This is a genomic window from Streptomyces sp. NPDC085596 (assembly GCF_044541565.1).
In the GTDB taxonomy this organism is placed as follows: domain Bacteria; phylum Actinomycetota; class Actinomycetes; order Streptomycetales; family Streptomycetaceae; genus Streptomyces.
In genome coordinates, this window is sequence record NZ_JBITTC010000002.1 from 562,534 (window position 1) to 586,610 (window position 24,077).

21 protein-coding genes are annotated in these 24,077 nt (G+C 72.4%); 9 read left to right on the forward strand and 12 right to left on the reverse strand.

Annotated features, from left to right (window positions below):
• Window position 1 precedes the first annotated feature (1 nt).
• The 5 genes from ACIGA3_RS08195 to ACIGA3_RS08215 all read left to right on the forward strand — a co-directional run bounded on the left by ACIGA3_RS08195 (window position 2) and on the right by ACIGA3_RS08215 (window position 5,137).
• Window positions 2–1,333 (forward strand): sulfate adenylyltransferase subunit 1, encoded by a 1,332-nt coding sequence (locus ACIGA3_RS08195; RefSeq protein WP_399711699.1) that lies wholly within the window; start codon window positions 2–4, stop codon window positions 1,331–1,333.
• Between the two features lie 256 nt (window positions 1,334–1,589).
• Window positions 1,590–2,702: an aliphatic sulfonate ABC transporter substrate-binding protein gene (locus ACIGA3_RS08200; protein ID WP_399711701.1), complete on the forward strand. Its 1,113-nt coding sequence runs from the start codon at window positions 1,590–1,592 to the stop codon at window positions 2,700–2,702.
• 37 nt (window positions 2,703–2,739) lie between these two features.
• A complete protein-coding gene (locus ACIGA3_RS08205; RefSeq protein ID WP_399711703.1) occupies window positions 2,740–3,519 on the forward strand; it encodes an ABC transporter ATP-binding protein in 780 nt (259 codons plus the stop codon).
• Entirely contained in the window at window positions 3,506–4,390 is an 885-nt protein-coding gene (locus ACIGA3_RS08210) for an ABC transporter permease (protein WP_399711705.1), read from the forward strand. The genes ACIGA3_RS08205 and ACIGA3_RS08210 overlap by 14 nt, the downstream gene beginning before the upstream one ends.
• Window positions 4,391–4,396: 6 nt before the next feature.
• Window positions 4,397–5,137, forward strand: coding sequence for a sirohydrochlorin chelatase (locus ACIGA3_RS08215; RefSeq protein ID WP_399711707.1), 741 nt, complete (start codon window positions 4,397–4,399; stop codon window positions 5,135–5,137).
• A gap of 7 nt (window positions 5,138–5,144) precedes the next feature.
• Here the strand turns inward: ACIGA3_RS08215 and ACIGA3_RS08220 are convergent, their stop codons facing one another.
• The 6 genes from ACIGA3_RS08220 to ACIGA3_RS08245 all read right to left on the reverse strand — a co-directional run bounded on the left by ACIGA3_RS08220 (window position 5,145) and on the right by ACIGA3_RS08245 (window position 10,657).
• Complete coding sequence (locus ACIGA3_RS08220; RefSeq protein WP_399711709.1) at window positions 5,145–5,447, reverse strand: hypothetical protein; 303 nt, start codon at window positions 5,445–5,447, stop codon at window positions 5,145–5,147.
• Window positions 5,448–5,623: 176 nt separating this feature from the next.
• Window positions 5,624–6,169, reverse strand: a complete 546-nt coding sequence (locus tag ACIGA3_RS08225; protein ID WP_399711711.1) for a DUF1697 domain-containing protein — start codon at window positions 6,167–6,169, stop codon at window positions 5,624–5,626.
• Window positions 6,170–6,373: 204 nt separating this feature from the next.
• Window positions 6,374–7,576 carry a macrolide-inactivating glycosyltransferase gene (mgt, locus tag ACIGA3_RS08230; RefSeq protein WP_399711713.1) on the reverse strand — a complete coding sequence of 401 codons (1,203 nt, stop codon included), beginning with the start codon at window positions 7,574–7,576 and terminating at the stop codon, window positions 6,374–6,376.
• Window positions 7,577–7,632: 56 nt separating this feature from the next.
• Window positions 7,633–8,913, reverse strand: a complete 1,281-nt coding sequence (locus tag ACIGA3_RS08235) for an ABC transporter substrate-binding protein (RefSeq protein WP_399711715.1) — start codon at window positions 8,911–8,913, stop codon at window positions 7,633–7,635.
• Window positions 8,913–9,746, reverse strand: coding sequence for a carbohydrate ABC transporter permease (locus tag ACIGA3_RS08240; RefSeq protein WP_399711717.1), 834 nt, complete (start codon window positions 9,744–9,746; stop codon window positions 8,913–8,915). Before ACIGA3_RS08240 ends, ACIGA3_RS08235 begins: the two co-directional genes overlap by 1 nt.
• Window positions 9,743–10,657, reverse strand: coding sequence for a carbohydrate ABC transporter permease (locus ACIGA3_RS08245; RefSeq protein ID WP_399711719.1), 915 nt, complete (start codon window positions 10,655–10,657; stop codon window positions 9,743–9,745). Before ACIGA3_RS08245 ends, ACIGA3_RS08240 begins: the two co-directional genes overlap by 4 nt.
• A gap of 167 nt (window positions 10,658–10,824) precedes the next feature.
• Between ACIGA3_RS08245 and ACIGA3_RS08250 the strand changes: the two genes are divergently transcribed.
• Window positions 10,825–11,685 carry a phosphotransferase enzyme family protein gene (locus ACIGA3_RS08250; RefSeq protein WP_399711721.1) on the forward strand — a complete coding sequence of 287 codons (861 nt, stop codon included), beginning with the start codon at window positions 10,825–10,827 and terminating at the stop codon, window positions 11,683–11,685.
• A 16-nt stretch (window positions 11,686–11,701) separates the two neighbouring features.
• On the opposite strand, the gene ACIGA3_RS08255 is transcribed toward ACIGA3_RS08250, so the two are convergent.
• Together ACIGA3_RS08255 and ACIGA3_RS08260 are read right to left on the reverse strand one after the other, a co-directional pair.
• A complete protein-coding gene (locus ACIGA3_RS08255) occupies window positions 11,702–12,442 on the reverse strand; it encodes a 3'-5' exonuclease (protein WP_399711723.1) in 741 nt (246 codons plus the stop codon).
• A gap of 95 nt (window positions 12,443–12,537) precedes the next feature.
• Complete coding sequence (locus ACIGA3_RS08260; RefSeq protein ID WP_399711725.1) at window positions 12,538–13,779, reverse strand: SAV2148 family HEPN domain-containing protein; 1,242 nt, start codon at window positions 13,777–13,779, stop codon at window positions 12,538–12,540.
• A gap of 432 nt (window positions 13,780–14,211) precedes the next feature.
• On the opposite strand from ACIGA3_RS08260, the gene glgX reads away from it, so the two are divergent.
• Together glgX and treY are read left to right on the forward strand one after the other, a co-directional pair.
• Window positions 14,212–16,350 (forward strand): glycogen debranching protein GlgX, encoded by a 2,139-nt coding sequence (gene glgX / locus ACIGA3_RS08265; protein WP_399711727.1) that lies wholly within the window; start codon window positions 14,212–14,214, stop codon window positions 16,348–16,350.
• A gap of 127 nt (window positions 16,351–16,477) precedes the next feature.
• Window positions 16,478–18,847, forward strand: coding sequence for a malto-oligosyltrehalose synthase (treY, locus tag ACIGA3_RS08270; protein WP_399711729.1), 2,370 nt, complete (start codon window positions 16,478–16,480; stop codon window positions 18,845–18,847).
• 57 nt (window positions 18,848–18,904) lie between these two features.
• Here treY and ACIGA3_RS08275 read toward each other — a convergent pair whose 3' ends face one another.
• Together ACIGA3_RS08275 and ACIGA3_RS08280 are read right to left on the reverse strand one after the other, a co-directional pair.
• Complete coding sequence (locus tag ACIGA3_RS08275) at window positions 18,905–19,318, reverse strand: SSI family serine proteinase inhibitor (RefSeq protein WP_399711730.1); 414 nt, start codon at window positions 19,316–19,318, stop codon at window positions 18,905–18,907.
• A 98-nt stretch (window positions 19,319–19,416) separates the two neighbouring features.
• Window positions 19,417–19,968, reverse strand: a complete 552-nt coding sequence (locus ACIGA3_RS08280; protein WP_399711732.1) for an FHA domain-containing protein — start codon at window positions 19,966–19,968, stop codon at window positions 19,417–19,419.
• Window positions 19,969–20,141: 173 nt separating this feature from the next.
• Between ACIGA3_RS08280 and treZ the strand changes: the two genes are divergently transcribed.
• Entirely contained in the window at window positions 20,142–21,890 is a 1,749-nt protein-coding gene (gene treZ / locus ACIGA3_RS08285) for a malto-oligosyltrehalose trehalohydrolase (RefSeq protein WP_399711734.1), read from the forward strand.
• 21 nt (window positions 21,891–21,911) lie between these two features.
• Here treZ and ACIGA3_RS08290 read toward each other — a convergent pair whose 3' ends face one another.
• Together ACIGA3_RS08290 and ACIGA3_RS08295 are read right to left on the reverse strand one after the other, a co-directional pair.
• Window positions 21,912–22,823, reverse strand: a complete 912-nt coding sequence (locus ACIGA3_RS08290) for a phosphotransferase family protein (protein ID WP_399711736.1) — start codon at window positions 22,821–22,823, stop codon at window positions 21,912–21,914.
• A gap of 55 nt (window positions 22,824–22,878) precedes the next feature.
• Window positions 22,879–24,006, reverse strand: a complete 1,128-nt coding sequence (locus ACIGA3_RS08295; protein ID WP_399711738.1) for an aminopeptidase P family protein — start codon at window positions 24,004–24,006, stop codon at window positions 22,879–22,881.
• Between the last annotated feature and the right edge of the window lie 71 nt (window positions 24,007–24,077).

The window sequence follows — 24,077 nt, forward strand, 5'->3', positions numbered from 1 at the left end:
CATGAGCACGATCACCGCCGAGGCGCTTTCGGCCACCACCCTGCTCCGGTTCGCCACCGCGGGCTCCGTCGACGACGGCAAGTCCACCCTGGTCGGACGGCTGCTGCACGACTCCAAGTCGGTCCTGGTGGACCAGCTGGAGGCCGTGGAGCGGGCGTCCGCGAGCCGGGGCCAGGAGACACCCGACCTCGCGCTGCTCACCGACGGCCTGCGGGCCGAGCGGGAGCAGGGCATCACCATCGACGTGGCCTACCGCTACTTCGCCACCCCGCGCCGCCGCTTCATCCTGGCCGACACCCCGGGCCATGTGCAGTACACCCGGAACATGGTCACCGGCGCCTCCACCGCCGAGCTGACGGTCGTCCTGGTCGACGCCCGCAACGGCGTGGTCGAGCAGACCCGCCGCCACGCGGCCATCGCCGCCCTGCTGCGCGTGCCGCACGTGGTGCTCGCGGTGAACAAGATGGACCTGGTCGGCTACGAGGAGCGCGTCTTCGCGGCCATCGCCGAGGAGTTCACGGCGTACGCGACCGAGCTGGGCGTCCCCGAGGTCACCGCGATCCCGATCTCGGCGCTGGCCGGGGACAACGTGGTCGACGCCTCCGCCCGGATGGACTGGTACGGCGGCCCGACCGTGCTGGAGCACCTGGAGACGGTGCCGGTCAGCCATGACCTGGCGCACTGCCACGCCCGGCTGCCGGTGCAGTACGTGATCCGCCCGCAGACCGCCGAACTCCCCGACTACCGGGGGTACGCCGGACAGATCGCGGCCGGCACCTTCCGGGTGGGCGAGGAGGTCACGGTGCTGCCGTCCGGCCGCACCAGCCGCATCGCCGGGATCGACCTGCTGGGCGAGCCGGTGGACGTGGCGTGGACCACGCAGTCGGTGACCGTGCTGCTGGCGGACGACGTGGACGTCTCGCGCGGCGACCTGATCGTGCCGAGCAAGGACGCGCCCGCGACCACCCAGGACGTGGAGGCGACCGTCTGCCATGTCGCGGACCAGCCGCTGAGCGTCGGCCACCGGGTGCTGCTCAAGCACGGCACGCGCACGGTCAAGGCGATCGTCAAGGACATCCCGTCCCGGCTCACCCTGGCCGACCTGTCCCTGCACCCGCATCCGGGGACGCTCGCCGCCAACGACATCGGCCGGGTGAAGATCCGTACCGCCGAGCCGCTGCCGGTCGACTCCTACGCCGACTCGCGCCGCACCGGCTCCTTCATCCTGATCGACCCCAGCGACGGCACCACCCTCACCGCGGGCATGGTCGGCGAGTCCTTCGCCGCGCCCGAGCCGGTGACGGACGCCGACGACGACGGGTGGGACTTCTGACCATGCAACGCACCGAGGTGTTCTCGACGTTCGCCAAGGAGGGCGGCCGCATCGGCAGCGGCGCGCTCGGCTCCGGGCAGGGCGGGGTCGCGCGATGTGCGCGCTGACGTACGCGCACCGCTCGCGCGCCCTGCTCCCCCACGTAACCCCCTCCTCCCACCCGACGACGTCCCGGTTGCGACGACGAAGACCCATCGACCTCCCGGCCACGGCCCCGAAGCCGTGACCGCCGGGCCGACGAGAGGAAACGCCTCCCGTGCCTGCCACCCGTTCGCCGCTGCCGCGCCGCGGTCTCACCGTCCTCGCCGTACTCCCCCTGCTGGCCCTCGCGGCCTGCGGTTACGGGTCCGAGGCCAAGGACGACGCCGCCAATCAGAAGGTCGCCTCCGGGGCCAAGAAGATCGACGGCCTGGACTCCGTCAAGATCGGCTACTTCGGCAACCTCACCCACGCCACCGCGCTGGTCGGCCGCCAGCAGGGCCTGTTCCAGAAGGAACTGGGCGCCACCAAGGCCGACTACGCCACCTTCAACGCCGGGCCTTCCGAGATCGAGGCGCTCAACTCCGGTTCCATCGACATCGGCTGGATCGGCCCCTCCCCCGCGATCAACGGCTACACCAAGTCCGGCGGCCGCAGCCTGAAGATCATCGGCGGTTCGGCGTCCGGTGGGGTGAAGCTGGTCGTGAACCCCAAGAAGATCAAGTCGGTCAAGGACGTCAAGGGCAAGCGGATCGCCACGCCGCAGCTCGGCAACACCCAGGACGTCGCCTTCCTCAACTGGGCGGCGGAGCAGGGCTGGAAGGTCGACGCGCAGAGCGGCAAGGGTGACGTCACGGTCGTCCGCAGCGACAACAAGGTGACCCCGGACGCCTTCAAGGCCGGTTCCGTGGACGGCGCCTGGGTGCCGGAGCCGACCGCGTCCAAGCTGGTCGCCGAGGGCGGCAAGGTGCTGCTGGACGAGTCCGACCTGTGGCCGGACAAGAAGTTCGTGATCACCAACGTGATCGTGTCGCAGAAGTTCCTCAAGGAGCACCCGAAGGCCGTCGAGGCGGTCCTGCGGGCCTCGGTGCGCACCAACAAGTGGATCAAGGCCAATCCGGACGCGGCGAAGGAGTCGGCGAACAAGCAGCTGGAGGCCGACTCCGGCAAGGCGCTGCCCCCGGCCGTCCTGGACCCGGCGTGGAAGTCGATCCAGACCACCGACGACCCGCTGGCCGCGACCCTGAACACCGAGGCCGACCACGCGGTCAAGGCGGGCCTGCTGGCGAAGCCCGACCTCAAGGGCATCTACGACCTGACCCTGCTCAACAAGGTCCTCGGCGCCGAGGGCGCTCCCAAGGTCGATGCCGCCGGGCTCGGCACCAGCTGAGCGACGCGAACCGATGAGTCCCCAGGAGGTGACGACCATGGCCACCACCCTCGCCGAGGCCGGCCCGGCGGTCGAGTACGCCGCCCGTCTCGACCACGTCTCGAAGTCCTATCCGGGTCCGGGCGGAGCGCAGCTCGTGCTGGACGACATCAGCCTCGATGTCGCGCCCGGCGAGTTCGTCACCCTCCTGGGGGCCTCGGGCTGCGGCAAGTCGACCCTGCTGAACCTGGTGGCGGGCCTGGACCGGCCCAGCGCCGGGTCCATCGACACCGACGGCCGCCCGGCCCTGATGTTCCAGGAGCACGCCCTCTTCCCGTGGCTGACCGCGGGCAAGAACATCGAACTCGCCCTGCGGCTGCGGGGCGTGCCCAAGGCCGACCGCCGCGACAAGGCCGACTCGCTGCTCGAACTGGTCCGGCTGAAGGGCGCGTACGGCAAGCGGGTGCACGAACTCTCCGGCGGTATGCGGCAGCGGGTGGCGCTGGCGCGCGCGCTGGCGCAGGAGAGCGGACTGCTGCTGATGGACGAGCCGTTCGCGGCGCTGGACGCCATCACCCGGGACGTGCTGCACGACGAGCTGACCCGCGTCTGGACGGAAACCGGGCTGTCGGTGCTGTTCGTGACGCACAACGTGCGCGAGGCGGTCCGGCTGGCCCAGCGGGTCGTGCTGCTGTCCTCCCGGCCGGGGAAGGTGGCGCACGAGTGGACGGTGGACATCCCGCAGCCGCGCCGCATCGAGGACGCCCCCGTGGCGGAACTGTCCCTGGAGATCACCGAGGCACTGCGTGGGGAGATCCGCCGCCATGGCCAGCACTGAGACGAAGTCGGCTCCCGACACCGGGAGCGTGGAGGCGGGCCTCGACGCCCTGGAGACCCCGCCCGGCGCACGCGCGTCGTTCGGGCAGACCCTGATCACCAAGGTCGTGCCGCCGGTCACCGCGGTGCTGGTGGTGCTGCTGGTCTGGCAGGCCCTGGTGTCCTTCGGGGTCGTGTCCGATCCCACCAAGCTGCCCGCGCCGAGGGCGGTGTGGGACGCGGTCCAGCGGGACTGGCTGGAGGGCAAGCTCCTCGGCTACATCTGGACCAGCGTCTCGCGCGGCCTGCTCGGCTTCGGCCTGGCGCTGCTCATCGGCACCCCGCTGGGGCTGCTGGTGGCGCGGGTCAAGTTCGTGCGCGCGGCCATCGGCCCGATCCTGTCCGGACTCCAGTCGCTGCCCTCGGTGGCCTGGGTGCCGCCGGCGGTGATCTGGCTGGGCCTGAACAACTCGATGATGTACGCGGTGATCCTGCTCGGCGCGGTGCCCTCCATCGCCAACGGCCTGGTGTCCGGCATCGACCAGGTGCCGCCGCTGTTCCTGCGGGCGGGCCGCACCATGGGCGCGGGCGGGCTGCGCGGGGTCTGGCACATCACGCTGCCCGCCGCCCTGCCCGGCTATGTGGCCGGGATGAAGCAGGGCTGGGCGTTCTCCTGGCGCTCGCTGATGGCGGCGGAGATCATCGCGTCCTTCCCCGATCTGGGCGTCGGCCTCGGCCAGTTGCTGGAGAACGGCCGCAACGCCCTCGACATGGCGATGGTGTTCGAGGCCATCCTGCTGATCCTGTTCGTCGGCATCGCGGTCGACCTGCTGATCTTCAGTCCGCTGGAGCGGTGGGTGCTGCGCAGCCGGGGCCTGCTGGTGAAGAGCTGAACTCCCATGCACCACAAGCCCGTTCTCCTCGTCGTCGCCCACGGCAGCCGTGACCCCCGGCATGCCGCGACCGTGCACGCCCTGGTGTCGCGGGTCCGGTCCATGGGGCCGGACCTGCGGGTGGTGACCGGTTTCCTCGACTTCAACGTGCCCTCGGTGCGCGGAGTCCTCACGTCCCTCGCGGCCGACGGGGTGCGGGAGGTGGTGGCGCAGCCGCTGCTGCTGACCCGCGCCTTCCACGCCAAGGCCGACATCCCGGCGGTGCTGCGGGAGGCACCGCGCGGGATGCGTATCCGGCAGGCGGAGGTGCTCGGCCCGTCGCCCCTGCTGGTCTCGGCGCTGGAGCGACGCCTGTACGAGGCGGGGCTGAGCCCCGCCGACAAGTCCTCGACCGGGGTCGTGCTGGCCTCGGCGGGGTCCTCCGACGCGGAGGCGATCGCGGTGATCGCTGACATCGCGCGGGAGTGGTGGCGCACAGGTTGGTGCGCCGTGCGGCCCGCGTTCGCCTCCGCCCAGCTCCCGCGCACCGAGGACGCCGTACGGGAGCTGCGGGCGCGGGGGTGCGAGCGGGTGGCCGTCGCACCCTACGTACTGGCGCCGGGCTTCCTGCCGGACCGGATCGCGCGGGGTGCGGCCGAGGCGGACGTCCTCGCCGGGGTGCTGGGCCCGGCGCCCGAGGTGGCGCGGGTGCTGCTCGACCGGTACGCCGAGGCACTGCGGTCGGTCCCGGTGGCCGTCGGCGCCTGAGCACCCCCTACAGCTTGAGCGCGGTGGTCAGACGCCGGGTGTACTCGAGGGTGCCGGTACCGGCGGCGGCGCCGATGCAGAGGTCGTCCAGCTGGTGCCGGATGCGGCCGCGGTTGGGCGGGAAGCCGTCGTCGGCCGCGAGGGCCAGCTCGGCCACGATGATCTCACCGTGGGCGAGGAGCACCGGGTACTCGGCGTGCAGTGCGGCGACGAGTCCGTCGGCGAGCTGGATCAGGGTCTCCAGGTCGGTTCCGTCGCCGCCGGGTACCGGGCGGCCGGAGGTGCTGCCGGGGTGGTTGTACGTGTTCACGTTCTGATCCTCACTCCTGATCCGGGGGCCTTACGGGGGCCGGGCTGCGGCGAGGGAAGCGTGCCGGGTCGGCTCGGACGGCGACGTTACCCACGAAGCGGCCGGCGGCACCAGCAATCAACCTCTTTGGAGTGAAAGGGGGTTGACATTTACTGGTTGTCGACTAAGGGGCTTCTTCAGCCGGTCAGCTCCACCAGTTTGCGCACGGTGTTCCAGTTCCGGGTGGTGGCGATCAGGCCCTTGGTGATGCGCGGGCGGCCCAGTTCCTCACCGAGCTTGGAGCGGCCGAGTCCGTCGGGGGCGTAGAGGTACAGACAGCGGTCGCCGAGGCGGAACTCCTCGGGGAGGCGGGCGGCGGTGTCGATCCCGGCGAAGCGCTCGGCGTCCACCGGCGCGGAGAAGTAGGTGACGTGCAGCTGCTTCGCCTCCAGCTCGTCGGCGGGGAACGGGCAGGCGTCCGCGACGGCCGCCAGATAGGCGTGGTCCCGCACGATGACTTCGACCGAGAAGCCGAACCGCTTCTCGATGGCCGTGCTCAACTCCCCGGCGAGATGGACCTCGTCGCCCTGCGAGGCGGTGAACACGGCTTGCCCGCTCTGGAGATGAGTGCGCACGTCGCCATGGCCCAGCTCGGTGAGGAGAGTTCGCAGGTCGGCCATCGGGAGCTTCTTGTTGCCGCCCACATTGATCCCGCGCAGCAGCGCCGCGTACGTCGTCGTCATTCCGCCCACGATAGAACGGCCGTCGTGCCCCGTGGGGGCGGGCACGACGGCCGTACCGGACGGTACGCCGGTTGCGGGAAACTCTGGCGGATCGAGCGGGCCCGGATCAACTCCTCCACGATCTTGTGACTGGTTCAACAACGTTTCTCCACCGCACAGTGGATCTTTGTCATCGGATCGGACACCGCACGAGTCCCGTCGGCTTCAGCGTCCGGGCAGCTCGGCCTCGATCAGGTCGGCGGCGCGCGTCGTGCCCCCTTCCCGCACCATGCCGGCCTGGATCTCCTTCAGCCGACGGGCCACCTCGGGGTCGTCGGCCAGGGCGAGGGCGGTCTCGCGGAGACGGTCGGCGGTGGCGTCCTCGGTCAGCAGGGTCCGGGCCACACCGAGCGCCTGAAGCATCTCGGCGTTGCCGAACTGGTCGGCGGCCTGGGGGACGGCGATCATCGGCGTGGCGGTGGCCATCCCCTCCTGGCTGCCGCCCGCGCCCGCATGGGTGACGAACAGATCGGCCTGCCGAAGTACGGCCAACTGCGGTACCCACGAGTGCACTTCGACGTTGCCGGGCAGTTCACCGAGTTCGGCCGGGTCCACGTGCCGTCCGATCTGGAGGACGAGATGCCAGCCGGGCAGCTCACCGAAGGCCCGTACGCACTCGGCGTAGAAGGCGGGCTGCTTGGTGAAGGCCGAGCCGAGGGAGACGAGGACCACCTTCTCGGCACCGTCCGGCCGCTGCCAGTCGCCCTGGTCGGTGCGGTCGCCCTGGCAGGCGCCGACGAAGCTGTACACGCGCTCGTCGACCCGGTCGGCGTTGGGCTGCAGCGCCTTGGGGATGAGGACCAGGGAGCGGGCGGGGCGGCCGGTGAACGGGTCCGGGTGCCGGGTGATGCCGTTCTCCGCGAGCCATCCCGCGAACCGGGCGTAGTAAGCCTGACCGCGCTCGGTCTTCAGCGGCTCCGCCCACATGGGCTCCCCGACCTCCTCCTCGTAGCCCTCCCAGGCGACGAGGTTCGGGGAGAGGGAGACCGCGGGGACGCCCCACCGGTGGGCCAGGACGCGGGCCGGGTAGGAGGCGATGTCGTGCAGGACCAGGTCGGGTTCGTCGCCGTCGTACGCCTCGATGAGCTGGGGCAGTGCCTGGATCGCGTCGGCGAGGAAGGGCTCGACGTTGTCCAGCAGCGTGGTCCCCCACGCCGAGGGATCTGCGTCGGGGCCGGGCAGGGTGGAGGTGTAGGGCACGGGCACGGCGCCCGTGGCGGCGACCTTCTCGGCGAAGAGCGGAGGGACGGCGTAGGTGACGCGGTGGCCGCGTGCGACGAGCTCCCTGATCACCTCCAGGCTGGGGTTCACATGGCCGTGCTGGGCGATGGAGAACATGGCGATGTGGGCTGGGCGCTGGGGGGTCATGCTCCCGAGGCTAGGCCCGGCCGGGTGGCCCGCTCCATCGAATTTCGCCCGCCCGCTCAGCGCTGGTAGCGGGCGAGGACCAGGTTGCCGTCCTTCTCCAGCCTCTTGCGCAGCTCACCGAGCCCGATGGCGCCGCTGTAGTACTCCTGGAAGGCCGGGGTGGCGATCTTGTCCTTCCATTCCGGGTAGCCGCGCACCGACTGGGCGGGCGCCGGGCGGAGGTGGGCGGCCAGGGCGGTACCGGTGGCCCAGCCGTGCTCGGTGGTGTGCAGGGCGGGGTCGGCGAGGGCCTGGGTGCCGGTGGGCAGCATCCAGTCGCCGAGGGCGAGCCGGACCATGTTCTTCGGCCGCAGCAGGAAGTCGATGAACTGGGCGGCCTCCTTCTTGTGCGGGCAGTCCTGGGCGATGGAGAGGGTCTGCGGGCTGACGCCCTGGGTGAGCCCGTCGGCGCCGGCCGGGGCGGGCAGCACCTCCCACTCGAAGCCCTTCGGCGCCTGCTGCTCGATCTGCTGGCGGTAGGAGAAGCCGAGCGGGACCATCGCGTACCGCCCGCCGAAGAAGCCGGGCAGCGTGTCCGAGCCGCCGCTGCCGAGCGTCGAGGCGGGCGCGCTGCGGTCACGGGCGACCTGGTCGTGCACGGTGCGCGGTACGACGGCGTCACCGGCCCCGAACCGCACGCTCACCTTGCCGTCGCTCCCCCGCTGGAAGAGGGTGCCGCCCGCCGAGAGCCCGAGGTTGAGGGTGACGGACACGGGCTCCTTCAGCGGCCAGGCCACGCCGTACTTGCCGTCGCCGCTGAGTTCCCCGGTGATCTTGCGGAACTCGGCCCAGCTCCATGGGTGTTCGGGCGTCGGGATGCGTATCCCGGCCTTCCGCAGCCAGACGGAGTTGGCGATGAGCACGCGGGGTTCCTGGAGGAAGGGCACGCCGTAGACACCCTTGCCGAAGGTGGTGGCCTGCCAACTGCGCTCCGGAATTTCGGACTTGAGCCGGGCGGGCAGCAGGCCGGTCAGGTCGGCGAGGTCGCCGCCGTAGGCGAAGTCGGCGAGGTCGTCGGAGGCGTCGTGGATGACGTCGGGGGCCTCACCGCCCTCGAAGGAGGTGAGCAACTGGTCGTGCACCCCGTCCCAGTTGCCCTGCACGTACTCGACCTTGACGTCCGGGTGGGCGGCGTTCCACTCCCGTACCAGTTCCTTGTTGGCGGCGACCGACTCCTGCTGCCAGGCCAGGGACTGGAAGCGCAGGGTGATGGGGCCGCCGTCCTCGTGGCCGCCCGAGGAGCAGCCCGCGAGGAGCAGCAGGAGGGCGGCGACCGCCATGGTGATCCTGGTCCGCATCAGCTCTTCACCGCTCCGGCGATCAGGCCCCCGGTGATCCGCCGCTGGAGGAGGGCGAACACCACGAGGGAGGGCAGGGTGGCGAGGAACGCGGCCGCGGCCAGCGGGCCGAGGTCGGCGACGCCCTCCGCGCCGATGAAATGGGTGAGGACGACCGGCAGGGTCTGGTTGCCGGGGCTCTTGAGCAGGACGAGCGCGAAGAAGAACTCGTTCCACGCCGTGACGAACGCGAACAGCGCGGTGGCCGCTATGCCCGGCGCGAGCAGCGGCGCGGTCACCGAGACGAGGGTCCGCAGCCGGCCCGCCCCGTCGACGGCGGCCGCCTCCTCCAGTTCCACGGGGACCGCCCGGACGTAGCCGACGAGCATCCACAGCGCGAACGGCAGCGACCACACCACGTAGACCAGCGTCAGCCCGGCCAGGGAGTCGATCAGCCGCAGCTGCTTCAGCACCAGGAACAGCGGGATGATGATCAGCACGAACGGGAACGCCTGGCTGACCACCACCCAGCCGCTCGCCGCCCGCGCGAGCCGGGTGCGGTGCCGGGCCATGACGTACGCCATCGGCGTGGCGATCAGTACGGCGACGACGGCCGCGCCGAGCGCCGCGAGCAGGGAGTTGAGGGCGGCGTGCAGCAGGGGCTGCTCGTCGAACGCCTGCCGGAAGTTGGCGAGGGTGGGGTGGCGCGGAATCCAGGTGGGGTGGAGGCTGCCGAGTTCGCGTGGTGGCTTGAACGCGGTGGACAGCAGCCACAGGAACGGGAACGCCAGGAAGATCAGATAGGCCAGCAGGGCGGCGTACTGCCCCGCGCGGGCCGCGGGCCGGGTCCTCACGCGTCCTCGCCTCCCTTCAGCCGTCCCGCGAGGAACACCGCGAGCACGATGGAGATGACGGCGACCATCACGCAGCCCATCGCGGCCGCGTAGCCGAACTGGCCGTAGCGGAAAGCCTCTTCGTAGGCGAACAGCATGGGCAGCCGGGTCTTTCCGCCGGGTCCGCCGCTGGTGAGCACGTACACCAGGGCGAAGGAGTTGAAGTTCCAGATCAGGTTGAGCGCGGTGATGGAGAGGGCCACGGGTCTGAGCGCGGGCCAGGTGACCGTGCGGAACCTCCGCCAGGCGCCGGCGCCGTCCACGGCGGCCGCCTCGTGCAGTTCGCGCGGGGTGTTCTGGAGCCCGGCGAGCAGGGCGACCGTGGTCTGTGGCATACCGGCCCAGACGCCGACGACGATGACGGCGGGCAGCGCGGTGGCCAGCCCGCTCAGCCAGTCACGCCCGTCGCCCAGACCGAGATCGCGCAGCGTCTCGTTGAGGATGCCCGCGTCCGGGTTGTAGACCAGGCGCCACATGATGCCGACGACGACCTCGGGCATCGCCCAGGGGACGATGGCGAGGGCACGGGCGAGCCAGCGCAGCCGGAGCTCCTGGTTGAGCAGCAGGGCGAGCCCGAGCGCCAGCAGGAACTGGGGCACGGTCACCCCGACCGCCCACACCAGGCCGATCCGGAACGACTCCCAGAACAGCGTGTCGTGCAGCAGGTCCTGGAAGTTCAGCGCGCCGATCCAGCGGGTCGGCGCGGTGCGGCCGGACTGGGCGTCGGTGAAGGACAGCAGGATGCCGTACAGCAGCGGGCCCACGCTGAGCACGAGGATCGGGATCAGGGCGGGCAGCACCAGGAACCAGACGGCGTGGTCGCGGCCGCCGGTGCGGGCGGGCGGGCGCCGCACTTCGACCGGCGATGTCATGGAATCAGCCCCTTTGCGTGGCTCGGTTGGCGTGTTCATGGTCGTGAACGCAGCGCGCCCCGTCAAGGGACCGCACACACCGTCCGACCTGTGCGAATGCGAGACTGGCCGGGAGCGGGGCCGCTCGGCACGGCATGCGGCACGAAAACTGGGCGCGGAGGCGGACGATGGACGAGGCACGGGCGCGGGCGGTACTGGCCCAGGCGAAGGTGCTGCCCCCGGCGGCGGACGCCCGCCTCCTCACCCTCGGCGAGAACGCCGTGTTCGCCGCCGGGGACCTGGTGGTCAAGGTGGGCCGGGACGCCGAGCTGCTCGACCGCGCCCGCCGCGAGCTGGCCGTGGCCGACTGGCTGGCCGAGTCCGGGGTGCCCGCGGTGCGCGCGGCCGAGCCCGAACCGCTGCTGGTGGACGGCCATCCGGTGACCGTGTGGCACCGGCTGCCCGACGCCGTACGTCCCGCCGAACCCCGCGACCTGGCAGGGCTGCTGCGGCTCGTGCACGCCCTGCCCGCGCCGCCGGTGCCACTGCCGCCCCGTGAGCTGCTGGGCGGGGTGGAGCGCTGGCTGCGGCTCGCGGGCGACGCGATCGACCCCGAGGACGCGGCCTATCTGCGCGCCCGTCGCGACGGCTTCGCCTCGGCGGCCGCCGCGCTGACGCCCCGTCTGGCGCCGGGGCCGATCCACGGGGACGCGCTGCCCCGCAATGTGCACATCGGCCCGGACGGCCCGGTCCTGGTGGACCTGGAGACCTTCTCCGCCGACCTGCGCGAGCACGACCTCGTGGTGATGGCCCTCTCCCGCGACCGCTACGGCCTGCCCGCCGACGCGTACGACGCCTTCACCTCGGCCTACGGCTGGGACGTCCGCGAGTGGGACGGCTGCTCGGTGCTGCGCGGCGCCCGCGAAACGGCCAGCTGCGCCTGGGTCGCCCAGCACGCCCCGACCAACCCGAAGGCACGCACCGAGTTCGAACGCCGGGTGACGTCCCTCAGGAACGGGGACGAGTCGGTGCGCTGGTACCCGTTCTGAACCCGGCCGGACCGGACTAGGGGGTGCCACCCGTCGGCACGGCGACGTCCGTCAGCTCGCGCAGCGGCCAGACACGGTCGATCACCGCGTCCGGATCGCCCTTGCGCCGCAGGAACGCCTCGAAGTCCGCGGCCCATTCGGCGTACCACTCGATCTGGCAGCGGTGCAGCTCCGCCGTGCCCAGCCCGGCTATCTTCGGGTACCGCTCGGCTATCGCGGTGGCGAGCCGGGCGGCGGCCAGGGCGTCGGCCGAGGCGTCGTGGGCGGCGTCGAGCACCACCCCGTACTCCGCGCAGACCGCCTCCAGGTTCCGCTTGCCCCGGCGGTACCGGTCGACCCGGCGGTCGATGGTGTACGGGTCGACGACCGGGGCCGGGGCACGCCCGCCCAGCCGCTCGGCGAGCGAGGGCAAGTCATGGCGGCGCAGCTCGGCGGAGAGCAGGGTGAGGTCGAAGGCGGCGTTGTAAGCGACGACCGGCATGCCCGTCTCCCAGGCGGAGACCAGTACGTCGGCCATGGCGTCGGCCACCTGATCGGCCGGGCGGCCCTCGGCCGTGGCGCGTTCGTTGCTGATGCCGTGCACGGCGACCGCCTCGGCGGGTATCTCCACGCCCGGATCGGCCAGCCACTCCCGGCGCCCCATGGGCACGCCGGCCCTGACCTCTATCACCGCGCCCGTGACGATGCGCGACTGCTGCGGATCGGTCCCGGTCGTCTCCAGGTCGAAGCCGATCAGCGGCTCCCGGTGCCAGCCCATGGGTGGCCCCCCTTCTTGGTGGTGCGTTCCCCCAGTGGCCTCCACCATGACACGGGGCACTGACAACGCCCCGGGCGCCCGCAGCCGACCGGCCTTTAGGACACCGGCCGCGAATCCGCCCAGGCCGCCTCGAACTCCTCCCGATAGGTGGGGAAGAGTCCGGTTTCTCCTGCCTGGTCCGGCTTGACCACGCGGCTGCCGCCCCGCAGCACCAGCACCGGCGACTCCATGCCGCGCGCCCCGCGCAGATAGGACTGCACCACGCCGATGCCGTCGGCGCCGTCACCGTCCACCAGGTAGGCGGTGAAGCGCGGTGTCTCGTCATACACCTGGATCTCGAAGGCGCCGGGGTCGCGCAGCCGGGAGCGCACCCGGCGCATGTGCAGGATGTTCATCTCGACCGAGCGGGCCAACTCACCGCGTTTCATGCCGAGTTCGCGCTCACGGCGCTTGACCGCGCTGGAGGCCGGGTTGAGGAAGAGCAGCCGGACCCGGCAGCCGGACTCCGCGAGGCGGACCAGGCGACGGCCGGAGAAGTTCTGCACCAGCAGGTTGAGCCCGATGCCGATGGCGTCCAGCCGGCGGGCGCCCCCGAACAGGTCCTCGGCCGGGAACTGGCCCATCAGCCGTACCCGGTCGGAGTGCACGGCGACCACGTCCGCGTACCGGTCGCCGACCAGGTCCTCGACGGCGTCGACCGGGAGACGGGCCGCCGAGGGCACGTCACCGGCCGCGCCGAGCAGCTCCAGCAGCCGCGCGGACGCGCGCTCGGCCTGGTTCAGCACCGCCTCGGACAGGGCGCGGTTGCGGGAGACGACATTGCGGGTCACCTCCAGCTCGTCCAGGGCGAGTTCGAGGTCCCGGCGCTCGTCGAAGTACGGCTCGAAACACGGCCAGTGCTGCACCATCAGCTCGCGCAGCTGGGGCAACGTCAGGAAACTCAGCACGTTGTCGTCGGCCGGGTCGAGCAAGTAGCCCTTGCGGCGGCTGACTTCGCGCACCGCGACGGCCCGCTGAACCCACTCCTGCCCGGCCGGGCCGGCGGCGGCCACCACCCAGTCGTCGCCGTGCACGGGTTCGTAGACGGGGCGCAGCACGGCGGCCACGACGGCGCGGAGCCGCTGTTCGACGAGGTTGAGCCAGATGTAGGCGCGGCCCGCCCGCTGGGCCCGGGTGCGCACCTCCAGCCAGGCGCCCGCGTCCCAGTCCAGTTCCGGTCCGATCGACCCCGCGCCCATCGGACGCGCCAGGGACACCGCGCCGGGCGGGACCTCCGTGGAACCGCTCCCCTCGTGACCCTCGCCACCAGGGGGCAGCTCCAGCCCTCCCGAGCCCACCCTGCACCGCCTTCCGTCCCCCGGACCTTCCCCGTCCCAACGATCAAGGAAGGGTACTCCGCGAGCGGTCGGCGGTGCAGCCGGATGGACAGGTCGGTTTCTCAACTTCCCTGCCGTCAGTGGCCGTTCCGGGCGCTCGGGAGCGGACGGAGTGAGCGGAGTCATAGCGGCGCGAACCGCGCTCGCCCGGGCGCACCGCTGGTGAGCGGCCCGTACGCCGGTGGCCCCTGCCCTGAGCACCCCGCCCGGCGGGGATCAAGTCCGGCTCGCCGGGCCGGCGGCGGCTTCCCTCCTTCGGGTGCGGGTAGAGGTCATCCGTGACCACGGGTCGGCCGGCAGCGGAGGGCGGTAGACGTCAGGTGCCCTCACTTTCGGGGAGACTCGCCGCCAACGCGCCCCCACCGGGGCCCCGCACCTGGAAGAGTCGAGTGCATGCAGGTCTGGCCTGGAGAGGCGTATCCCCTCGGTGCCACCTATGACGGCGCCGGTACCAATTTCGCGGTCTTCACCGAGGCCGCGGACCGAGTGGAGCTGTGTCTGCTGCACGACGACGGCTCCGAGACGGCGGTGGAACTGCGCGAGAGCGACGCGTTCGTCCGGCACGCGTATCTGCCCGGCGTGATGCCGGGACAGCGGTACGGGTTCCGGGTGCACGGTCCGTACGCGCCCGAGCGGGGGCTGCGCTGCAACTCGGCGAAGCTGCTGCTCGACCCGTACGCGAAGGCGGTCAGCGGGTCCGTCCAGTGGGGCGAGGAGGTGTACGGCTACCACTTCGACGCCCCCGACCGGCGCAACGACCTGGACTCCGCGCCGCACAGCATGAGCTCGGTGGTGATCAACCCCTACTTCGACTGGGGCGACGACCGCCCGCCGCGCACCGACTACCACCGCACCGTGATCTACGAGGCCCATGTGAAGGGCCTGACCATGCGCCATCCGGGGCTGCCGGAGGAACTGCGCGGCACCTACGCCGGGCTCGCCCACCCGGCGGTCATCGAGCATCTGACCCGGCTCGGGGTGACGGCGCTGGAGCTGATGCCGGTCCACCAGTTCGTCAACGACCACCGCCTGGTCGACATGGGCCTGAACAACTACTGGGGCTACAACACCATCGGCTTCTTCGCCCCGCACAACGCCTACGCCTCCTGGGGCGACCGGGGCCAGCAGGTGCTGGAGTTCAAGTCGGCGGTGCGGGCGCTGCACGAGGCCGGGATCGAGGTCATCCTCGATGTGGTCTACAACCACACCGCCGAGGGCAACCACCTGGGCCCGACCCTGTCGTTCAAGGGCATCGACAACGCGTCGTACTACCGCCTCACCGACGACCCGCGCTACTACATGGACACCACGGGCACCGGCAACAGCCTGCTGATGCGCTCGCCGCACGTCCTTCAGATGATCATGGACTCGCTGCGGTACTGGGTGACCGAGATGCATGTCGACGGTTTCCGCTTCGACCTCGCGGCCACGCTGGCCCGGCAGTTCCACGAGGTGGACCGGCTCTCGTCCTTCTTCGACCTGGTCCAGCAGGACCCGGTGGTCTCGCAGGTGAAGCTGATCGCGGAGCCGTGGGACGTCGGCGAGGGCGGCTACCAGGTGGGCAACTTCCCGCCGTTGTGGACCGAGTGGAACGGCAAGTACCGGGACACCGTAAGGGACTTGTGGCGCGGGGAGCCGCGCGCGATCGCGGAGTTCGCGTCCCGGCTCACCGGCTCCTCCGACCTCTACCAGGACGACGGGCGCCGCCCGCTGGCCTCGATCAACTTCGTCACCTGCCACGACGGCTTCACCCTGAACGACCTCGTCTCGTACAACGACAAGCACAACCAGGCCAACGGCGAGGAGAACCGGGACGGCGAGAGCCACAACCGGTCCTGGAACTGCGGGGTGGAGGGCGACACCGACGACCCGGCCGTACGCGAGCTGCGCGCCCGGCAGATGCGCAACTTCATCGCCACGCTGATGCTGTCCCAGGGCGTGCCGATGATCAGCCACGGCGACGAGTTCGCCCGCACCCAGCGCGGCAACAACAACGCCTACTGCCAGGACAACGAACTGTCCTGGGTGGACTGGCCCGAACTGGAGGAGGCCGTGGAGGCCGGCGGGGACGAGCGGGCCGAACTGCTGGAGTTCACCCGGGCGATGGTGGGGCTGCGCAGCGAGCACCCGGTGTTCCGGCGCCGCCGCTTCCTGCACGGGCGCCCGGTGGAGGGGACCCAGGACGAGCTGTCGGACGTCGCCTGGTTCACCCCCGAGGGCGAGCAGATGGCCCAGGCGGACTGGGACTCGGCGCCCGCCTCGGCGCTGGCCGTGTTCCTGAACGGCAACGCGATCTCCGAGCCCGGCCCGCGCGGGGAACGGATCGCGGACGACTCGTTCCTGCTGATGTTCAACGCCTCGCACGAGACGCTGGACTTCCTGGTGCCGGTGGACCACGGCAGGCAGTGGCAGGTGGTCGTGGACACCGCCCGGCCGGAGGGGGTGCCGCCGGGCACGGGTCCGAAGGTGGCGGCCGGCGAGCACCTCACCCTGCCGGACCGCAGCCTGACCGTGCTCCAGCGCCCGGCGTAGCGCGCCCGGGCCGGGGACACGGAAGGTGCCCCGTCCCCCGGCCGGGGCTCTTGGGACATCCGGTTCACATGGGCCGGATGCCCCGGTGGATGACACGAAGAGCGGCAGGCGGGGTACGTAGCTCTGCATGACTTCAGTGCGACCCGGACCAGGGGTGCCCACGGCCACCTACCGCCTACAGCTCCAGCCCTCGTTCCCCTTCGCCGCCGCCGAGGCGGCCGTGCCCTATCTGGCGTCGCTGGGCGTCTCGCATCTGCATCTGTCCCCTGTCCTGGAGGCCGTCCCCGGCTCCACCCACGGCTACGACGTCGTGGACCACGCGCGCGTGCGCGGGGAGCTGGGCGGCGAGGACGGACTCAGGGCGCTGTCGCGCACCGCGCGGGAGCACGGGCTCGGCCTGGTGGTGGACCTCGTGCCGAACCACATGGCGATGACCCCCCGGTACAACCGCGCCCTGTGGGAGGTGCTCCGCGAGGGTCCCGAGTCGCCGTACGCGCGCTGGTTCGACATCGACTGGGCCTCGCGCGGCGGCCAGGTGCTGCTGCCGGTGCTCGGCGGGCCCATCGGCGCCGAGCGGGAGCATCTGGTGGTCGATGGCGAAATGCTGCGCTATCACGACCATCTCTTCCCGCTGCGCTCCGGCACCGAGGGCCTGCCGCTGCCCGAGCTGCTGGACGCCCAGTGGTACCGCCCGGTGTGGTGGCGGCTGGCCCGAACCGAGCTGAACTACCGGCGCTTCTTCAGCATTTCGGAGCTGATCGGGGTGCGGGTGGAGGACCCCGAGGTCTTCGACGCCACCCACGGCAAGATCCTTCAGCTGCTGGCTGAGGACGTGATCGACGGCCTGCGCATCGACCACCCGGACGGTCTCGCCGACCCGGACGCCTATCTGGCCCGGCTGGACGAGGCGACGGGGGGCCGCTGGACGGTGGTGGAGAAGATCCTCGCCGGCGAGGAGCAGCTGCCCGACTCCTGGCCCGTCGCCGGCACCACCGGCTACGACGCCCTGCGCCGCATCGACGGCGTGTTCACCGGTCCGGCCGGCGCCGCCGAACTCGACGCGCATTACCGGGCGTTCGCGGCTCCGCAGCTCGACCGGGGCGGTGACTGGGACGCCACGGTGCGCCGGGCCGCGTACAAGGTGCTCACCCATGAACTGGCCGCAGAGGCCGACCGGCTCACCCGGTCGGCGGTCCGGCTGTGCGCCGCCTCCCCGGACCTGGCACTGCGCGACCGCGCGCCCTGGGCGCTGCGCACAGCCCTGGAGGAGCTGCTGGTCCGGATGCCGGTCTACCGGTCGTACACCTCAACGGACGCCGCCGCCGTCGTCACCGAGGAGGCCGCGGCACAGGCCCGGCAGGCGTTCGCGGTACCGGAGGAGGCCGACGCGGTCGACCTGGTGCGCGGGCTGCTGATCGGCCCGGACGACGGGACCGTGCCCGAACTGACCGAGTTCCGCGCCCGGTTCGCGCAGACCGCCTCCGCGCTGCGGGCCAAGTCGGTGGAGGACACGGCGTTCTACCGCTACGTCCCGCTGCTGTCGGCGACCGAGGTCGGCGGCAATCCGGGCAGAGCAGGTGTCTCCCCCGCGGAGTTCCACGCCTACTGCGCCCGGCTGGCCCGCTACTGGCCGGACACCGGCACGGTGGTCACCACGCACGACACCAAGCGCAGCGCGGACGTTCGAGCCGCCCTGAACGTGCTCACCGAGTGCCCCGGCCGCTGGGCCAAGCTGCTCGCCGAGGTGAGCCGGGCCCCCGAGGTGGTCCCCGACGGCCAACTGGCCTGGGCCGCCTGGCAGACGGTCTTCGGGCTCGGCCCGGCCGAGGAGGAGCGGGTCCGCGAGGCACTGCTGAAGCACGTCCGCGAGGCCGGCATGTACACCAGCTGGACCGAGCAGGAACCGCCGTACGAGGACGCGGTGACCGCGTTCGTCGCCGCCGGGCCCTGCGGGCCGCCCGGTGAGCGGGTGGCCGCCTTCCGCAAGGCGCTGGAGCCGCACATCCGGGCCAACGTGCTGGGCACCGCGCTGGTCCACCTGACGATGCCGGGCGTGCCGGACGTGTACCAGGGCACGGAGAGCGAGTACCGGGCGCTGGTGGACCCCGACAACCGCCGCCCGGTCCCCTTCCCGCCGGCCGCGCCGGGCGAGAAGGAGGCGCTGACCAGGGCCGCGCTCCAGCTCCGGGCGCGCCGTCCGGAAGTCTTCGGCACGGCGGGGACGTACGCCCCGCTCCTGGCGGAGGGTCCGGCGGCCGAGCATGTGCTCGCCTTCTCCCGCTCCGGCGACGTGATCACGGCGGTGACCCGCCTCTCCGTCCACCTCGCCGAGGCGGGCGGCTGGCACGACACCCATCTCGCGCTGCCGCCCGGCCGCTGGCGGGACACTCTCGCTCCGGAGCGCGAGTTCACCGGCGAGGTGCGCGCGGAGGACCTCTTCTCCGTGCTGCCGGTGGGGCTGCTGGAGCGGGTGGACGAAGAGGGCGACGAGGACTGAGCGAGCGCGACGGGGCGGGGCGGGCCGGGTGGCAGAGGGGCGCCACCCGGCCGGCGGTCAGCCGTCCAGGGCGAACACGGCGCCCGTCCCGGCGCGCAGCTCGCACTCGTTGGCGTACGTCCGCTCGTGGTCGATTCGTCGGTCGTTCCAGCGGCCGTGGGCGTGCGCGGTGACCGGTGCGTAGATCAGCGAGCAGATGGTGCCGCTGTCGCCCAGGCGGCCGAAGTCGCCGTCCACTGCGCCTAGTTCGGCACATGCCTCGGCGGCCTTCGGATGGCCCTGTGGCGGGTCGCAGAGCAGCAGGGCGGCGCGGGTGCCGCCGCCGGTGGTACCGGGGCGGGTGACGGTGAGGGAGAGCCAGTCGGCGCCGGCCGCGCCACCGGACGCCGCGTGGGCCGTGGTGCCGGGAGCGAGCAGACAGGTGGCCATGAGGGCGGCGGCGAGCGCCGCCGTGCGTGTCAGACGGTTCATGCCCGGTGCATCGGCACGACGGCCGGGCCGCGCCAGCCCGCCTCACCCGAACGGCAGCCAAGACGTCGGCCACAGCACACCAGTTCGGGTTCGGCCCGTCAGTCGGCCGCGAGCCGGTAGGAGACCCTGCCGAAGCCGACGAGGTCCCCCTCGCGCACCGCCACGGCACCCAGCACACGGCGCCCGTTGACGGTGGTGCCGTTGGTGGAGCCGAGGTCCCTCAGCACCCACATGCCGCCCTGGTAGCGGAGTTCGGCGTGCACGCGGGAGACGGTGTCGTGGTTGAGGCGGAGCCCGCTGGCCGGGTCGCGGCCGATGCGCAGCGGGTGGCCGTGGGTCGGGTGGGGCAGCAGCAGCTTGGGCAGCCGCTCGGCGCGCCAGGCCCGGCGCAGCCGCACACTGAAGCCCGACACGGCCTCCACGGTGCCGAACAGGGCGCGGCTCAGCCGGTTGCCGTCCCGTAGATCGGCGGTGAGCACGGCGAGTTCGCGGGGACTGCGCGCGGCGAGCGCCAGTTCCATACGGTGCACGAACGTGTCGTGCGACAGCCGGCCCATGGCGACGCCGTCCCGCAGCACCCGCAGCGCCTTGTCTCGTTCCGCGTCGGAGACCCGTACGGGATACACGGGGAATTCGAAGGACGACGTCACGTTCGTGATTGTCGGGCAGCGCACCCCGAGGTGTCCAGAAGAGACAACCGGCGCCCCTGCGCGTCCACTTCCACGACACCCGGCCGGAAAGCCCGGATTCGAAAGCGGATTGATCGAATTCGCGGCACGATGGACTGGCTACATCACGGTGAGCAGACGAAGGGGAACCGTCCGTGAAGTTCGAGGTGTGGGCACCACAGTCAGACCGGGTCGCGCTCCAGTGCGAGGGCGCCACGCACGCGATGGAACGCGATCCGCAGCGGGCGGGCTGGTGGACGGCGGAGGCGGACGCGGAGGACGGCACGCGCTACGGCTTCGCGCTGGACGACGGCCCCGTCCTGCCCGACCCGCGCTCGCGCCGCCTCCCGGACGGCCCGGAGGGGCTGAGCGCGGTCGTGGACCAGGCCCGGTACGAGTGGCGTGCGGACTGGCCGGGGCGCGGGCTGCCGGGGGCGGTGCTGTACGAGCTGCACGTGGGCACGTACACCCCCGAGGGCACGCTGGACGCGGCCGCCGAGCGGCTGGGCCATCTCAAGGAACTGGGCGTCACGCACGTCGAGTTGATGCCGCTGTGCCCGTTCCCCGGGCGGCACGGCTGGGGGTACGACGGGGTGGCGCCGTGGGCGGTGCACGAGCCGTACGGGGGGCCCAAGGCGCTGAAGCGGTTCGTGGACCGGGCGCATGAACTGGGCCTCGGTGTCGTCCTGGACGTGGTCCACAACCACCTGGGCCCCTCCGGCAACCAACTCCCCGCCTTCGGACCGTACTTCACGGAAACCCACCAGACCCCGTGGGGCGCCGCGGTGAACCTGGACGCGCCGGGCTCGGACGAGGTGCGCGCCTATTTCCGGGACAGCGCCCTGGCCTGGCTGCGGGACTACCGGCTGGACGGACTCCGGCTGGACGCGGTGCACGCCCTGTACGACGACCGCGCCCTGCACTTCCTGGAGGAGCTGTCGGCGGCCGTGGACGCCCTGGGCGACGAGGTGGGCCGCCCGCTGTTCCTGATCGCGGAGTCCGACCTCAACGACCCCCGGATGATCACCCCGCGCACGGAGCACGGCCTCGGCCTGCACGCCCAGTGGAACGACGACTTCCACCACGCCCTGCACACCGCCCTGACCGGCGAGTCCCAGGGCTACTACGCCGACTTCGCCCGCGCTCCGCTCGCCGCGCTCGCCAAGACCCTCACCGGCGGGTACTTCCACGACGGCACGTACTCCAGCTTCCGGGGCCGGGCCCACGGCCGCCCGCTGGACCGCGCCCGGCTGAGCGGGCACCGGCTGCTGGGCTACAGCCAGACCCACGACCAGATCGGCAACCGCGCCCAGGGCGACCGCCTCGCCGCCACCCTCTCCCCCGGCCTGCTGGCCTGCGCGGCCACGCTCACCCTCACCTCGCCGCTCACCCCGATGCTGTTCATGGGCGAGGAGTGGGGGGCGGGCACCCCCTGGCAGTACTTCACCGACCACACGGACCCCGAGCTGGCCGAGGCCGTACGGCGGGGCAGGCGGCGGGAGTTCGCGGCTCACGGCTGGGCCGAGGAGGACGTCCCCGACCCCCAGGACCCGGCCACCCGCGACCGCTCCTGCCTGGACTGGTCGGAACCTGACCGCGACCCTCACTCCCGCGTCCTCGCCTGGTACCGCCGCCTCATCGCGCTGCGCCACGAGCGCCCCGACCTGACGGTCCCCGACCTCGCCGACACCAAGGTCGCCTACGACGAATCCGCCCACTGGCTGGCCTTCCGCCGGGGCGACATCCGCGTCGCGGTCAACCTGGGCAAGGAACCGGCCGCCATCCCCCTGGGCACGGGCCACCTGGAAATCCTGGCCGCGTGGGACGAGTCGGTGGAGCCGCCCGGGCCGGACGGGATGCTTCAGGTGCCCGGGGAGTCCTGCGTGGTGCTGTCGCAGCCGTAGGGCCGACGCCGGGCTGGGGGGCTATTCCCCGTCCTTCAGCTCGGTGACCCGCTCCAGCATGATCGGCTCCCACGCCCTGAGCAACGCGGCCCGCAGCGGCAGCGCGGCCGGCGTATCGAGGTGCTCGGTCAGGGCGATCACCGTGTCGCAGCGGGCGAGCCAGAGGCCGCGCAGGCAGGGGCGGGGGCCGTAGCCGGCGAGGGTGGCGGCGCGGACGGCGGCGGGGGCGCCGACCGACGTGGCGAGGGCGGCGATGTCCTCGGCCGGGTCGCCCAGGGACGCGCCGGTCCAGTCGAGGACGGCGCGGACCCGGCCGTCGGCGCTGATCATCACGTGCTCGCCGGTGAGCCGGTGGTGGGTCAGGACGACCGAGCCGGCCTGCGCGGCGAGCTGCGCGGCCCCGGACGGCGTGAGCTGGCGCAGCTGCCCCGCGTCGAACTCGTCGGCGGCGGCGAGCCGTTCGGCCGCGTGCGCGGCGATACGGCGCAGCGCCCCCAGGGACCGCGCCGCCACGCGCGGCACACCGAGCGTCTCGGCCTGCCGTACCGGGACCGCGCGGAGTCCGGTGAGCAGCCCGGCGAGATCGGCCTCCCCGAGCGCGGACACCTCGTGCCCGCCGCCGAAATCACCGGGCAGCCGGGCGTCGAGCGTGCAGGCGAGACCGGGCGTCCAGTCGCCGTACGCGACACCGGCCGGGACGGCGACGGGCAGATGCGGCCGCACCAGATCCCGCAGCCGCGCCTCCCGCCGCAGCCGCGCGGACGCCTCGCGGTCGGGGGCGAGGCGCAGCACATGCCGGGAGCCGACCCACCAGGTGTACGGCCGCCCCTCCACGACGGGCCGCACCTGAACCCCCTCCGCCGTACCGCTCCTGAGCAGCGAGCGGACCAGTGCGCGCACGGTGTCCGGGGTGGGGGTCGGTGGCCGGGTCATGGGTCGTGTCTCGCCGTTCCGGAGGGTCGTCGCGGAAGTCTCCGCACAGGTCTCGTCAGTCCACCACGACCATCTCACGGGTGGTGTCGTTCAGGCGGCGTCCGCCGTCCTCCGTCACCGTCACGATGTCCTCGATCCGTACCCCGAACCGGCCGGGCAGGTAGATGCCGGGTTCGACGGAGAAGCACATGCCGGGCACGAGCGGCTGTTCCTCGCCCTCGATCATGTACGGCGGCTCGTGCGTGGTGACGCCGATGCCGTGCCCGGTGCGGTGGATGAAGTACGGCCCGTACCCCGCGTCCTCGATCACCGCGCGGGCGGCGCGGTCGACGTCCTGGCAGGTGGCGCCCGGACGCACGGCCCGGAACCCGGCCTCCTGCGCGGCTCGCACCACGTCGTGGACCCGGCGCTCCTCCTCGGTCGGCTCGCCCACGTGGACCGTGCGCGTGGTGTCGGAGCCGTAGCCGTCCTTGAGGCCGCCGAAGTCGAGGACGACCATGTCGCCGCGCTGGATGACCCGGTCCCCGACCTCGTGGTGCGGGTTGGCGCCGTTGGGGCCGGAGCCGACGATGGTGAAGTCGACCTGCGAGTGCCCGAAGCGGCGCAGCAGCCCGGCGAGGTCGCGGCCCACCTCGTCCTCGCGGCGCCCGGCGAAGGGCAGCCGGCGGATCTCCTCGAAGGCCGCGTCGGCCGCGGCTCCGGCGGCGGCCAGGAGTTCCAGTTCGGCGGGGTCCTTGACGGCGCGCAGCATGGGCAGGGCGTCGGTGAGCGCGGCGCAGGAGAGGTCCGGCAGGGCGCGCTGGAGGGCGAGCAGGTGCAGCGCCCAGGCGTTGTCGCTGACGCCGACGCCGCCCTTGGGGTCCAGGAGGCCGGCGGTGAGGGCGTAGGGGTCCTGGCCGTCGGTCCACTTCCGCAGCGTGAGCGCGGGCGCGCCCACCGCCCGCTCGGCGTCGGGGGCCTCCAGCGCGGGCACCACGAGAACGGGCTCGCGGCCGGGGACGAGCACGAGCAGCGTGAGCCGCTCGGTGACGGCCGGAGGCGTGTACCCGGTGAGCCAGACCAGATCCGGCCCCGGCGCCACCAGCAGCCCCGCGAGCCCCGCGTCGGCGGCCGCGTCGGCCGCGCGCGCCATGCGGGCGCGGTAGTCGTCGGCGGTGAAGATCGCGGGCGTACTGCCGGTCATCCGGGCCTCCGGGCGTGATCGTGCTGGCGAGCGAACCTGGAGCCGACCGGCTGCGGGCCACGCGGGGCTGC

Excerpts from the sequence above, each read along its gene's own strand:
- ACIGA3_RS08195 (WP_399711699.1), top strand. The coding sequence starts at position 2 with ATGAGCACGATCACCGCCGAGGCGCTTTCGGCCACCACCCTGCTCCGG.
- ACIGA3_RS08205 (WP_399711703.1), top strand. The coding sequence starts at position 2,740 with ATGGCCACCACCCTCGCCGAGGCCGGCCCGGCGGTCGAGTACGCCGCC.
- ACIGA3_RS08210 (WP_399711705.1), top strand. The coding sequence starts at position 3,506 with ATGGCCAGCACTGAGACGAAGTCGGCTCCCGACACCGGGAGCGTGGAG.
- ACIGA3_RS08215 (WP_399711707.1), top strand. The coding sequence starts at position 4,397 with ATGCACCACAAGCCCGTTCTCCTCGTCGTCGCCCACGGCAGCCGTGAC.
- ACIGA3_RS08225 (WP_399711711.1), bottom strand. The coding sequence starts at position 6,169 with ATGACGACGACGTACGCGGCGCTGCTGCGCGGGATCAATGTGGGCGGC.
- mgt (WP_399711713.1), bottom strand. The coding sequence starts at position 7,576 with ATGACCCCCCAGCGCCCAGCCCACATCGCCATGTTCTCCATCGCCCAG.
- ACIGA3_RS08235 (WP_399711715.1), bottom strand. The coding sequence starts at position 8,913 with ATGCGGACCAGGATCACCATGGCGGTCGCCGCCCTCCTGCTGCTCCTC.
- ACIGA3_RS08245 (WP_399711719.1), bottom strand. The coding sequence starts at position 10,657 with ATGACATCGCCGGTCGAAGTGCGGCGCCCGCCCGCCCGCACCGGCGGC.
- ACIGA3_RS08250 (WP_399711721.1), top strand. The coding sequence starts at position 10,825 with ATGGACGAGGCACGGGCGCGGGCGGTACTGGCCCAGGCGAAGGTGCTG.
- ACIGA3_RS08255 (WP_399711723.1), bottom strand. The coding sequence starts at position 12,442 with ATGGGCTGGCACCGGGAGCCGCTGATCGGCTTCGACCTGGAGACGACC.
- glgX (WP_399711727.1), top strand. The coding sequence starts at position 14,212 with ATGCAGGTCTGGCCTGGAGAGGCGTATCCCCTCGGTGCCACCTATGAC.
- treY (WP_399711729.1), top strand. The coding sequence starts at position 16,478 with ATGACTTCAGTGCGACCCGGACCAGGGGTGCCCACGGCCACCTACCGC.
- ACIGA3_RS08275 (WP_399711730.1), bottom strand. The coding sequence starts at position 19,318 with ATGAACCGTCTGACACGCACGGCGGCGCTCGCCGCCGCCCTCATGGCC.
- ACIGA3_RS08290 (WP_399711736.1), bottom strand. The coding sequence starts at position 22,823 with ATGACCCGGCCACCGACCCCCACCCCGGACACCGTGCGCGCACTGGTC.
- ACIGA3_RS08295 (WP_399711738.1), bottom strand. The coding sequence starts at position 24,006 with ATGACCGGCAGTACGCCCGCGATCTTCACCGCCGACGACTACCGCGCC.